Source organism: Elioraea sp. Yellowstone (assembly GCF_006704265.1).
Taxonomy (GTDB): Bacteria; Pseudomonadota; Alphaproteobacteria; order Acetobacterales; family Acetobacteraceae; genus Elioraea.
The window spans coordinates 15,929-27,092 of the sequence record NZ_VIKA01000039.1; the positions used below are offsets into that span (position 1 = coordinate 15,929).

Below are 11,164 nucleotides of genomic sequence, written 5' to 3' on the forward strand. Positions count from 1 at the left end.
TCAGCTCCCGCGCGCCGGCCGCGGCGCCACGGGCGCGGCCTGCACGGGCTGGCCGGGGCGGACGCGCTGGAGCCCGTCGACGATCACAAGGTCGCCCTCGGCCAGCCCGTCCTCCACCGCGATCCGCCCGCCCTCAAGCGCCTGACCGGTCCTGAGCCGCCGGACCACCGCCCTGCCGTCCTCGACCACGAACACATAGGCGCCCTGCTGGTCGAGCAGCAGCGCCGCCTGCGGAACGACCACGCGCTGCTCCGGCTCCTCCCCCTCGACCGTCACCGCGACGAGCTGCCCGTCCACCAGTCGGCGGTCGGGATTGTCGATCCGCGCCCGCACCGTGATCGTGTCGGTCGCCTGCGCGACCGTCACATCGACGAAGTCGATCCGGCCGAGCTGATCGTAGAGCGAGCCGTCCTGGAAGCGGATGCGCACCCGCATCCGCGCGCGCTCATCCTGGCGGCCGGACTGCCGGAGGGTCAGGAACACGCGCTGGCTGACCGGGAAGGTGACGTACATCGGGTCCTGGCCGACCAGGAGCGCCAACGGCCCCGTGGCGGGACCGACCACGTTGCCGGGGCTGACCGCGGCGCGGCCGATCCGGCCCGCGACCGGCGCGCGGATCAGCGTGTAGTCGAGATTGATCTCGGCCTGGGTCAGCGCCGCCTGCGCCTCCAGCACGCGGGCCGCGGCCATGGCGGCCTCCGCCTTGCGCTGATCGCGCGTCGCCGGCGGGATGTCGCGCGTGCGCAGCAGATCCTCGGCGCGCGCGAGCTGGACATCGGCGTTCTGCTTCGCCGCCTCGGCCGAGGCGAGCGCCGCCTGTGCGGCCTCCACCGCCGCCCGGTAGGGCTCCCGCTCGATGATGAACAGCAGGTCGTCCTTCGCGACCTCCTGTCCCTCACGGAACGTGCGCTCCTGGAGGAAGCCGTTCACCCGCGCGACCAGGTTCACCCGGTCGATCGCCTCGATGCGGCCGGAGAAGCTCATCGAGGGGGTGATCGGCTCCTTGGCGACCCGCATCACGCCGACCGCCGGGGCAGGCGGTGGGGCGGATTGTCCGACTGCCGCGAGTGGCACCAGCGCGAGGGCAAGGGCCAGGCCCGGCACGGTCATGCGCACGACCTCTCTCCATCGGCAGCCCGACGCGGACCGGCACAGTAACCCGTTCGGCTCGCGCGATGCCACGATCGGCACGTGCGGACGGATGCCGGGGACATCGCCGCGTTCGCGGATTCCCCCTTGAGGCTTCGCGGCCGGACTTGCAGACTTGCCGCCTCGCCCCCGGCGGAGGCTTCGGCGTGATCCGATCAGGCCGACCGAGCAGAGAACCGACGCGACGGTCATGCGGCCGGGCGCATGGTCTGCGCCGGCCTCGGTCGGGCAACGACTGAAGCCTGCCGGCCGCCACTGAGGACAGTGCCATGGCTGACGAGGACGAGGTCCCCGAACTCGGCATCTCGACGGAGACCGTCTGCTGGGTGATCACGCGCGCCCGCGCTTTCGACGCCAAGGGTGCGGGCGACGGCGATGCGGATCCGGATGATGACGATCCCGAGGCGCATCTGCTCGAGGAGGAGGGCGACACGATCGCCGAGGAGCTGCGCGAGGCGATCGCCGAGATGAACGAGGACGAGCAGGCGGCGCTGATCGCGCTCGCCTGGATCGGCCGCGGCGAGTTCGACGTCTCGGAATGGGACGAGGCGGTGCGCACGGCGAAGGAGCGCAACCTGCGCAACGCCGACGACTACCTGGTCGGCATGCCGCTGCTTGCCGACTATCTCGAGGAGGGGCTCGCCGCCTTCGGGCTCGGCTGCGACTGATCGCGCGCGATGCGCCGATCGTGGTGCTGACCGGCGCGGGCATCTCGCGCGAGAGCGGACTCGCCACCTTCCGCGACGCCGACGGGATCTGGGCCAGGGTGCGGATCGAGGACGTCGCCACGCCGGAGGCCTTCGCGCGCGACCCCGGGCGCGTGCACGCCTTCTACAACGCCCGGCGCCGCCAGATCGCCGACCCCGCGGTGCAGCCCAATGCGGCGCATCACGCGCTCGCGCGGCTCGCGCGCGCCTGGCCCGGCGGCGTGACGGTGGTGACGCAGAACGTCGATGACCTGCACGACCGGGCCGGCACCCCCAACCTGATCCACATGCACGGCGAGCTCGCCAAGGCGCGGTGCGGTCGGTGCGGGGCCGTCACGCCCTGGCGCGACGACCTCTCGGTCGAGACCGCCTGTCCCTCCTGCGGACGCGCCGGCGCCATGCGCCCCCATGTGGTGTGGTTCGGCGAGATGCCGCTGGCGATGGAGGAGATCGCCGCCGCGCTGGACCGCTGCGGGCTGTTCGTCTCGATCGGCACCTCGGGGAGCGTCTATCCGGCCGCCGGCTTCGTCGCCGAGGTGCGCGGGCGCGCGCGCACGGTGGAGCTGAACCTCGAGCCGAGCGAAGGCAGCCGCCTGTTCGACGAGACGATCCACGGTCCCGCCACGCGCGTGGTGCCGGACTTCGTGAACCGGCTGCTGGGGCCGGACGGGCGCGGGTCATCGGGATAGGGGGTTTGGGGGAAAGGGCCTTTCGGCCCTTTCCCCCAACAAAAAAGTGGGGAACCACGCTGGTCCCCCCACACCCCCAGCAGCGATCAGCCTGCGGCCGCCGCCCGCGCCGCGGCCGCCCCCTGCACCTCGGCAAGGTGGTCGAAGCGATGCACGTAGCTGCCGAGACCCATGCTCATCGACCTGAGCTCGATGATCATGCCGTGCATCTCGGCGAGCGGAACCAGCGCCTGCACCTCGTCCCAGCCCGGCCAGCCCTCGCGCTCCGAATAGCCGAGGATCTGGCCGCGACGCTCCGAGAGCAGGCGCTGCGCCGCCGCCGTGAAGCCGTTCGGGACGAACACCGACACGTGGTGGATCGGCTCGAGCAGCACCGGCCCCGCCGCCGCCAGCCCCTCCTGCATCGCCATGCGCGTCGCGGTGGCGAACGCCATGTCGCTGCTGTCCACGGAGTGGAAACCGCCATCCACCAGCGTCACCGCGATGTCCACCACCGGATGGCCGAGCGGCCCCTTGCGCGTCGACTCCTCCGCCGCCTCGCCGACCGCGGGGATGAACCGCTTCGGCACCACGCCGCCGACGATCCTGTCGGTGAACAGGAACCCCTCGCCGCGCCCGCGCGGCTCGATCTCCAGCACCACGTCGGCGAACTGGCCGTGCCCGCCGGTCTGCCGCTTCAGCCGCGCATGCTGGCGCACCTTGCGGCGGATCGTCTCGCGATAGGGCGTGCGCGGCTTCGCCACCGACACCTTCACCCCGTGCGCGCGGCCGAGCCGCGCCACCGCTGCCTGCAGATGGATGTCGCCCTGGCCCTCGATCATGATCTGGCCCATCTCGGCGTCCTGGCGCACCGAGAGCGACGGATCCTCCTCCATCAGCTTGGCGAGCGCCGCCGTCAGCCGCACGTCGTCCTTGCGATCCTCGGTCGCCACCGCGAGCGCGTGCACCGGCGGCGGCGGCACGGGGAACGGAAGCTGCTTCGTGTCCTTGCCGGTCGAGATCGTCCGCCCCGTCGCCAGCCCCTCGAGCCGGCCGAGCGCGACCACATCGCCCTCCGCCGCCTCCGCCACCTTCTCGGCCTCGAGGCCGGGGAAGCGCGTGATGCCGCCGAGCCGCACCCCCTCGAGCGTGGTGCCGTCCTTCAGGGACCCGCGCCAGATGCGCGCATAGGAGAGCTTGCCGCCATGGCCGGTGTGCACGCTCTTGAAGATCTGCGCGACCGGTCCCTCCAGCGCCGGATCGAGCCCGCGCCGCGCCGCCGTCTCGGCCGCCTCCGGCGCGTCGTGGCGCAGCGCCTTCCACAGCCGCCGCACCCCGCCGCCGCGTTCGGCCGCACCCAGCAGCACCGCATCCACCGCGCCGGTGACGAGGTCGCGGTGCATCACGCGGTAGAGGTCGTCCGGCGTCGCCGCCGCCTCCTCGATCAGCTTCTCGAGCAGCGCGTCGTCGTGATCGGCGAGCGTCTCGGCAAGCGCGTTGCGCGCCTCGCGCTCGCCCTCGGCCACCGTCTCGGGCATGCGGATCAGCTCGGATGGCTCGCCGCGGCGGTAGCGATAGGCACGCTCGCTGACGAGGTCGACATAGCCGACGATCTCGTCGCCCTCGCGGATCGGCACCTGGCGCAGCACCAGCGGCCGGCGCGACTGCGCCTGCAGCGCCGCCATCGTCTCGCGCAGGCTGCCGTCGGCGATCGTGTCGATCTTGTTGACGAAGACCAGGCAGGGCACGCCCTGGTCCTCGAGCATCCGGAACACCGGGCCGAGCCCCAGCGCACGGGTGGGATCGGGCTCGCAGACCAGCACCGCCATGTCCGCGATCGCGACCGCCGAGGCCGCCTCGTAGGCGAACTCCACCGAGCCCGGGCAGTCCAGCAGGGCGAAGGGCTCGCCCATGAAGCTGCAATGGCCGACCCGCGTCTCGGTGCCCATGGTTCGGTCGCGCGCATCGGTCGGACGCTTGAGGGGCGAGCCTGCGGCGGCCAGCATCGCCTCGAACAGGATCGATTTCCCCGCCCCCTGCGGCCCGACCAGCGCGATCGCGCGCGGCCCGTGGCGACCGTTGCCGTTGGGGGCGGGGGGGGCTTTCTCTGGCATGTGCGACGTCTCCCCGGCCGCTTGTGCGCGCGGCCCGTTCCCGAGGTCCGGGGCGCCCGCCACCCCACCATGGGGCGGCGCGACCCCCCTCCCGGCCCCGACTCTAGCCGTCCTGAAGCGGAGCGCGACCGGAATCAGCGCGGCGGGGCAAGACGCTGCCAGGCGGCCACCGCGCCCGCCAGGGTGGCGTGGCCGATCTCGCAGGCGCCGAGCCGGTTCGCCCGCACCGGCTCGTTCGGCACCTGGTTGGCGATCCAGCGGTCGGCGAGGCGCGCGATCAGGGCGACGTCCCGGTCGGCGACCGCATCCATGTCGAGCGCGGCAAGCACCGCATGGGGCGGATCGGCGTTGGCGAGGGGCACGGCCGGGTTCATCCGCACCACCGGCCCGTCCTCCACCGGCTCGGCCGGGGTGGGCGGCAGGCGACCGCCCAGCATGATGTGCGCGTGCAGGGGCGCGCCGTTGGGCGGCTCCTTCAGGATCGCGCGCAGCAGGTAGCCCGCCTCCGCGCCGAGCCGCCTCAGCTTCAGCCCCATGTCCTCGGAGGGCGGGGCGAGCGGCTTCTGGCGTTCCGCCACCGTCGCCGTGCCGAGCGAGAGGAGTGCGATCTCGCCGGGCCGCCAGCCATAGGCGAGCGCCTCGACCGCGGCGACCGCGGCGGGGCAGTTCCAGCCGGCGATCGCGCCGTCCCAGTAGGTGCCGCCGCCGAAGCGCGCGGCGTCGTCGAAGTAGAGCACCGGCGCGTTCGAGCTCGCGTGGATCGCCTCGGCCAGGGACGCCGAGGGGCGGCGGGGCGGCGGTTCGAAGGCCGCCGCCGGCGCGTTGAGGTCCGAGCGGAACAGCGCGCCGCGCTGCGCCGGCACGTCGTAGGCGCAGAACAGGAGATGCGGCAGGCGTCGGCCGCGCCTGCCCGGCCGCGACCCGATCTCCGGCAGCGGGCGGTCCCACTCGCCGAGGACCGCGCGCAGCCCGGCGAGCTTGCCGGTCGCCGCGTAGCGCCCCGGCCAGATGCCGGGCGCGGCGAAGATGCTCTCGCGCCGCGCCCGATCGAGGAACAGCTCGAGGAGCTCCGCGAGCGTGAGGTCCATCAGCAGGCCCCCGAGCACCAGCGAACCGCCCGAATTGGCCGCGGCGAGGTCGAACGTCGCGAGCACGTCGTGGCCGCGCGCATCCAGACCATAGAGATTGATCAGCGCGCGCACCTCGATCAGCGCCCAGGCGCCGCCGCCGTCGAGGCTCAGGATGCGGTGTCGTTTCATCGCCGTTCGCCTCCCGGATGGGTGCGCGCGCCGATGCTGCGCCTGTGCCGAGCGGCGGCGCAACGGCCTTGACGTGCCGCCGGCCGCGCTGCACATCGCGCGCTTCCTTGCCCGGGGGAGGGTCGGATGGACGCGGTGGCGCGCGCGACCGCGATCGGCGCACTTGCGGTCGCGCTGTGGTCGACACTGGCGATCCTGACGGTGCTGGCGGGCGGGGTGCCGCCCTTGCAGCTCGTCGCGATGACCTTCGCGATCGCCGGCTCGGCCGGCATGGCGGTACGCGCGCTGCGCCGCGATCGCGCCGCGGCAGCCGTGCCCCGGGGTGCCTGGGCGCTCGGCGTTGCCGGGCTGTTCGGCTACCACGCCCTGTACTTCGCCGCCCTTGCGCTCGCGCCGGCGGTCGAGGCGAACCTGATCAACTATCTCTGGCCGCTGCTGATCGTCCTGTTCGCGGGGCTCCTGCCCGGGCAGCGCCTCGGGCCGCGGCATCTGCTCGGCGCAGCGTTCGGCCTCGGCGGCTGCGCGCTCGCGATCGGCGGCGGCGCCGGCTTCGATCCCGCCCATCTCGCGGGCTATGCCTGCGCGCTCGGCGCGGCGCTGACCTGGGCAGGCTACTCGGTGCTGAACCGCCGCTTCGGCGAGGTGCGCTCCGAGGCGGTGGCCGAGTTCTGCCTCGCGACCGCCGTGCTCGCTTCCCTCGTCCATCTTGCCTTCGAGACGACACGCTGGCCGGAGGGTACGGCGTGGTTCGCGGTGCTGGGGCTCGGGCTCGGTCCGGTCGGGCTCGCCTTCTTCGTCTGGGACCACGGCGTGAAGCACGGCGACCTGCGCCTGCTCGGCGTGCTCGCGTATTTCGCGCCGGTGCTCTCGACGCTCTGGCTCGTGCTCGCCGGACACGCTGGTGGCGGGCTTGCGTTGTGGGGCGGCTGCGGCCTGGTCGCCGCCGGCGCGCTGGTGGCGACAGGCCGCGCCGGGAAGCGCCGCTGAGGGCCGTCCTCCGCACATCGCGGACCTGGCCGGGACCGTGTCCACCGCCTCGGCGATCCCGGTGCGGCAGAGCGGAGCGATGCCAGGACTGCGCCAGGAGCAGTGGTCGCGGCATCACGCCCTCCGCATAGTCGTTGTTTATGGAGAACAGTCCCGCTCCCGCGCGCCCGATATCCGGTCCCGCCGGCTTCGCCGCCGTCCCGCTGCGCGCTGCGCTGGGCCTGGTCGCCCTGGTGGTCATCTGGGGCCTCTCGATCCCGCTGACGAAGCTTGCCCTGGCCGAGACCGGCCCGCTTACCCTGACGGCACTGCGCTACGTGACGGCGGTGCCGTGCTTCGCCCTGGTGTTCGTCGGCCGGCGGAGTCCGTCGGCGGGCGCGCTGGTGCGCATGGCGGGCCTCGGGGCGCTCGGGATCGGCATCGGCCAGGTGTCCCAGGCGCTTGGCGTGCAGCGCGCCAACGCCTCCGTCGCGACCATCATCTCGGCGCTGATCCCGCTGCTGGTGGTGGTGTTTGCGGCGCTGCGCCTGCGCCAGCCCGTCCGTCCCGTGCACGTGCTGGGCCTGCTCCTGGCCATCGTCGGTGTGGCGCTGGTTGCGAGCGGCGGCCCGGAGGCAACGCCGGGCGTGGGCCTCGTGGGCGAGGCCCTGGTGCTCGCCTCCGCCGTCACCATCGCGCTCTCCTACGTGATGCTGGCCGAGCTGGCGGCGGCTCATGGCGCGGCCGTCGTCTCGGCCTGGAGTTCGCTGGCCGGGGCGCTTCTCCTTCTGCCACCCGCCGCCTGGGAACTGTCCGCGGCGCCGCGCTGGCCGGGCCCGGTCGGGATCGCCGTCGTGGTCTATCTCGGCGCGCTCGTGAGCGCTGCCGGACTGTGGATCTGGCTCTATCTGCTGCGCGTCCTGCCGGCGCGGATCGCCGCCGGCTCGCAGTACTTCCAGCCGCTGGTGGGGATCGGTGCCTCTGCGCTGCTGTTCGGCGACACGCTGGGCATGGCGTTCGTGATCGGCTCCGCCCTGGTGCTGGGCGGGGTGGTCATGACGACGCTGCCGACCAGGCGCTGATGCCGGACAGATGGCAGAACGTTCCGATCCGGTTCGGAGATCGGCCCTCAGAAGCGCAGGTCGCTGACCGGAAGCTCCACGCGCAGCACCGCCTGCTGGCCGAACCGCTCGGCCCAGGCGGCGGCGACCGCCTCGACCGGGCCGCGCTCGCCCGCCGGGTGCAGCACGATCAGCACCAGGGTCGGTTCGGTGATCGTCCGCCCCGTCGCCGTGTCGCGCCAGCCGCCGGTGGCGGCGATCAGCGTGAATCCCGCCGGCAGGTGCCGTGCGACCGTGTCGGCGACGAAGGTCTCGACCGCGCGCTCATCCACCACCCCGCCCGTCGGGATCGCGCGGCCGAGATAGAGCATCGTCTGCACGTGCGAGGGTGGCGTCGCACAGGCGGCGAGCAGGGCCGCGACCGCCAGCGCCCTCACCGCGGCACCGGGCGCCAATCGGCAGGCGCGAGCTCGAAACCCTCGAAACGGAACGCCGGAGTGACCGTGCAGCCCACCAGCGTCCAGCGCCCCAGGCTGGCTGCGGTCTGCCACCAGTGCGCGGGAACGATCCGTTGCGGCAACTGCCCCGCGCCGAGATCGGGCCCCAGCCACATCGCCTCGGCGTCGTGGCCGTCCGGCGAGACCGTCAGCACCAGGGGCGCACCGGCGTGCCAGTGCCAGAGCTCGGCCGCGTCCACGCGATGCCAGTGCGACACCTCCTCGCCCTTCAGCAGGAACAGGATGGCGGTCCCGGCACCGCGCGACCCGTCCGCCGGCCGGTCGCGCCAGGTCTCGCGGTACCAGCCGCCCTCCGGGTGCGGCGCAAGCCCGAGCGCCGCGATCACCGCATCCGGATCGCTGCGGGGATCGCGCAGGTCCATCAGGGATGCTTCGGCGCCACCGGCATGGTCTCGACGAAGGCGCGGTGCTTCGCCGCGCTCTCGAACCAGACCGCGAGCTTCGGATGCGTCTCGCGCCACGGCTCGTGCCCGAAACGGAAGTCGAGATAGCCGAGCGCGCAGCCGACCGTGATCGAGCCGATCGTGAACGGGCCCATGAGGCTGTCCGACTCGCGCTCCAGGAGGTCGAGCGTGCGTGCGATCGCGTCGCGCATCCGCGCCATCGCCGCCGAGCGGGCGGGCTCGTCGGGCCGCAGGCTCTCGCCGCGCCGCGCCACCGCCGCCTCCATCACGCCGTGGCCGAGCGCGTGCAGTCTGAGCGCCGCTAGGCGCGCGCCGCGTTCCGTCGGATAGAGCGGCGGCGCAGGGCCGATGCCGTCGAGGTATTCGCAGATCAGCGGACTGTCCATGTAGGCGATCCCGTCCGCGCCGATCAGCGTCGGGATCTTGCCGAGCGGATTGACCGCCAGGAGGTCGGGCGGGGAGGCATGCACATCGCACCAGACGGTCTCGATCCGGTCGTCGATGCCGCGCGCGATCGCGCATGCCATCACCTTGCGCACGAAGGGGCTGGCCGGCGAGTAGAACAGCTTCACGCGCGGCGTCCTTTCAGCGGAAGGAATCCTTGGCTGCGCGCAGGCGGGCGAACTCTGCCGCATCGCGCGCGCGCAGGAACGGGTTGGCCGCCTTCTCCGCGCCAAGAGTGACGGGAAGAGTGGGGCGACCGGCGGCGCGCTGGGCATCCGCCTCGGCCGCCCGCGCCCGCAGCGCCGCATTCGCCGGCTCCACCGTCAGCGCGAAGCGCGCATTCGACTGGGTGTACTCGTGGCCGCACAGCACCAGCGTCGCGTCGGGCAGGGCGGCGAGCCTGCGCAGCGAGGCGAACATCTCCTCGGGCGTGCCCTCGAGCAGACGCCCGCAGCCGAGCGAAAACAGCGTGTCGCCGCAGGCGAGCGCCTGCGCCTCCGCGAAGTGGTAGGCGATGTGTCCCCGCGTGTGTCCCGGCGTGTCGATCACGGTGGCGACGCACTCGCCGACCGCCACCGTCTCGCCCGGCGCGAGCGCGCGATCGAGGGCGGGCAGCCGGTGCGCATCCGCGGCCGCGCCGACCACGGCCGCGCCATGCGCCGCCTTCAGCGCCGCCACCCCGCCGACATGGTCGCCGTGGTGGTGCGTCAGCAGGATCAGCGCGGGCTGCCAGCCGCGCGCGGCGAGCGCGGCCTCGACTGGCGCCGCCTCGCCGGGATCGACCACGGCCACCGCGCCGGTCGCCTGGTCGCGCAGCAGCCAGGCATAATTGTCTGCCAGGACGGCGACGGGAACGATCTCGAGGCTGGCCATGGCGTGTTCCTAGCATCGGCGCCGGCCCGCTCCAACCGCGGCGCGCTGGGAACCACCACCGCACGTGCTATGAGGGCGCCATGGCGGAGGATGCCGATGCGCTCGTCCGGTTCTACGCCTCGCCCCACGGCCGCGTGGTGACCGCCGCCCTGCGGGCGCGGCTCTGCGCACTCTGGCCGATCGCGCCGCAGGCACGCACGCTGGGACTGGGCTTCGCGCTGCCCTATCTGCGCCTCTGGCGCACCGACGGGCGCGACCGCACGGTCGCCTGCCTGCCGGCGCAGATCGGCCCCGCGCGCTGGCCGCGCCACCGCCCGAACCTCACCTGCGTGGCGGAGGAGGAACGGCTGCCGTTCCCGGATCTCCATTTCGATCGCGTCCTGATGGTGCACGCGCTCGAGCATGCGGACAACGCGCGGCGCCTGCTGCGCGAGGCCTGGCGCGTGCTGAAGGACGACGGGCGGCTCCTGGTCGTCGTGCCGAACCGTACCGGCTGGTGGGCCTATGCCGAGCGCACCCCGTTCGGCCATGGCCGGCCGTTCTCGGCCGACCAGCTCGCACGCCTGCTCGAGGCGACGCTGTTCCGAGCGCTGCGCCGCGACGGCGCGCTCTACCTGCCGCCCTTCGCCTGGCGGCCGCTGCTCCGCACCGCGGGCGCCTGGGAACGGATCGGCCGGCGCTTCGGCCCGCGCCTCGCGGGCGTGGTGATCCTCGAGGCGGCGAAGGACATGTACGCGGCGATCCCTGCCGGCGAGGCCGCGCCCGCGCGCCGGCGCGTCGTCGGCGCGATCGACCGCGCCTGACCCCGCGACAGGAGCGACCGGGATCGTGCAAGGGCGGTTCCGGCCGCCTCGCCGTCCTGCCATGCTGGCCGTGCCATGACGCGCCGCGCCCGCACGCCACCCCGCCCGACCGAGGCGTCGCTGCACGAGGCCGCGCTCGCGCACCTCGCGCGCTTCGCGACAACGCGCGCGGGGCTCCTGCGCGTGCTGGAGCGGCGC

12 protein-coding genes are annotated in these 11,164 nt (G+C 73.6%); 5 read left to right on the forward strand and 7 right to left on the reverse strand.

The window, feature by feature from the left end; all coding sequences use genetic code 11:
- A complete protein-coding gene (locus tag FK498_RS07940; protein ID WP_141853332.1) occupies positions 1 to 1,110 on the reverse strand; it encodes an efflux RND transporter periplasmic adaptor subunit in 1,110 nt (369 codons plus the stop codon).
- 308 nt (positions 1,111 to 1,418) lie between these two features.
- On the opposite strand from FK498_RS07940, the gene FK498_RS19925 reads away from it, so the two are divergent.
- Together FK498_RS19925 and FK498_RS07950 are read left to right on the forward strand one after the other, a co-directional pair.
- Positions 1,419 to 1,817 (forward strand): DUF3775 domain-containing protein, encoded by a 399-nt coding sequence (locus FK498_RS19925; protein WP_237560879.1) that lies wholly within the window; start codon positions 1,419 to 1,421, stop codon positions 1,815 to 1,817.
- On the forward strand, positions 1,808 to 2,545 hold the full coding sequence (locus tag FK498_RS07950) for an NAD-dependent deacylase (protein WP_237560881.1): 738 nt from the start codon (positions 1,808 to 1,810) through the stop codon (positions 2,543 to 2,545). Before FK498_RS19925 ends, FK498_RS07950 begins: the two co-directional genes overlap by 10 nt.
- Before the next feature lie 86 nt (positions 2,546 to 2,631).
- Here the strand turns inward: FK498_RS07950 and FK498_RS07955 are convergent, their stop codons facing one another.
- Positions 2,632 to 4,638, reverse strand: a complete 2,007-nt coding sequence (locus FK498_RS07955) for an elongation factor G (RefSeq protein WP_141853336.1) — start codon at positions 4,636 to 4,638, stop codon at positions 2,632 to 2,634.
- Positions 4,639 to 4,772: 134 nt separating this feature from the next.
- A complete protein-coding gene (locus FK498_RS07960; RefSeq protein ID WP_141853338.1) occupies positions 4,773 to 5,897 on the reverse strand; it encodes a patatin-like phospholipase family protein in 1,125 nt (374 codons plus the stop codon).
- Positions 5,898 to 6,023: 126 nt separating this feature from the next.
- On the opposite strand from FK498_RS07960, the gene FK498_RS07965 reads away from it, so the two are divergent.
- Together FK498_RS07965 and FK498_RS07970 are read left to right on the forward strand one after the other, a co-directional pair.
- Positions 6,024 to 6,884, forward strand: coding sequence for a DMT family transporter (locus FK498_RS07965; RefSeq protein ID WP_141853340.1), 861 nt, complete (start codon positions 6,024 to 6,026; stop codon positions 6,882 to 6,884).
- A gap of 140 nt (positions 6,885 to 7,024) precedes the next feature.
- Positions 7,025 to 7,945, forward strand: coding sequence for a DMT family transporter (locus tag FK498_RS07970; RefSeq protein ID WP_141853342.1), 921 nt, complete (start codon positions 7,025 to 7,027; stop codon positions 7,943 to 7,945).
- Between the two features lie 47 nt (positions 7,946 to 7,992).
- On the opposite strand, the gene FK498_RS07975 is transcribed toward FK498_RS07970, so the two are convergent.
- Genes FK498_RS07975 through gloB form a run of 4 tightly spaced genes read right to left on the reverse strand, consistent with a single transcriptional unit; the run spans position 7,993 to position 10,163 of the window.
- On the reverse strand, positions 7,993 to 8,361 hold the full coding sequence (locus tag FK498_RS07975) for a DUF3574 domain-containing protein (RefSeq protein WP_141853345.1): 369 nt from the start codon (positions 8,359 to 8,361) through the stop codon (positions 7,993 to 7,995).
- Entirely contained in the window at positions 8,358 to 8,804 is a 447-nt protein-coding gene (locus FK498_RS07980) for a cupin domain-containing protein (protein ID WP_141853346.1), read from the reverse strand. Before FK498_RS07980 ends, FK498_RS07975 begins: the two co-directional genes overlap by 4 nt.
- On the reverse strand, positions 8,804 to 9,418 hold the full coding sequence (locus tag FK498_RS07985; RefSeq protein WP_141853347.1) for a glutathione S-transferase family protein: 615 nt from the start codon (positions 9,416 to 9,418) through the stop codon (positions 8,804 to 8,806). Before FK498_RS07985 ends, FK498_RS07980 begins: the two co-directional genes overlap by 1 nt.
- Positions 9,419 to 9,431: 13 nt before the next feature.
- Positions 9,432 to 10,163 (reverse strand): hydroxyacylglutathione hydrolase, encoded by a 732-nt coding sequence (gloB, locus tag FK498_RS07990; protein WP_141853350.1) that lies wholly within the window; start codon positions 10,161 to 10,163, stop codon positions 9,432 to 9,434.
- A gap of 80 nt (positions 10,164 to 10,243) precedes the next feature.
- Here gloB and FK498_RS07995 point away from each other — a divergent pair, with 80 nt between their 5' ends.
- Positions 10,244 to 10,966 carry a class I SAM-dependent methyltransferase gene (locus FK498_RS07995; protein ID WP_141853352.1) on the forward strand — a complete coding sequence of 241 codons (723 nt, stop codon included), beginning with the start codon at positions 10,244 to 10,246 and terminating at the stop codon, positions 10,964 to 10,966.
- Positions 10,967 to 11,164: the final 198 nt, after the last annotated feature.

Bases quoted from the DNA above. Each gene is read 5' to 3' on its own strand.
- FK498_RS07940 (WP_141853332.1), bottom strand. From the start codon at position 1,110: ATGACCGTGCCGGGCCTGGCCCTTGCCCTCGCGCTGGTGCCACTCGCG.
- FK498_RS19925 (WP_237560879.1), top strand. From the start codon at position 1,419: ATGGCTGACGAGGACGAGGTCCCCGAACTCGGCATCTCGACGGAGACC.
- FK498_RS07955 (WP_141853336.1), bottom strand. From the start codon at position 4,638: ATGCCAGAGAAAGCCCCCCCCGCCCCCAACGGCAACGGTCGCCACGGG.
- FK498_RS07960 (WP_141853338.1), bottom strand. From the start codon at position 5,897: ATGAAACGACACCGCATCCTGAGCCTCGACGGCGGCGGCGCCTGGGCG.
- FK498_RS07965 (WP_141853340.1), top strand. From the start codon at position 6,024: ATGGACGCGGTGGCGCGCGCGACCGCGATCGGCGCACTTGCGGTCGCG.
- FK498_RS07970 (WP_141853342.1), top strand. From the start codon at position 7,025: ATGGAGAACAGTCCCGCTCCCGCGCGCCCGATATCCGGTCCCGCCGGC.
- FK498_RS07980 (WP_141853346.1), bottom strand. From the start codon at position 8,804: ATGGACCTGCGCGATCCCCGCAGCGATCCGGATGCGGTGATCGCGGCG.
- gloB (WP_141853350.1), bottom strand. From the start codon at position 10,163: ATGGCCAGCCTCGAGATCGTTCCCGTCGCCGTCCTGGCAGACAATTAT.
- FK498_RS07995 (WP_141853352.1), top strand. From the start codon at position 10,244: ATGGCGGAGGATGCCGATGCGCTCGTCCGGTTCTACGCCTCGCCCCAC.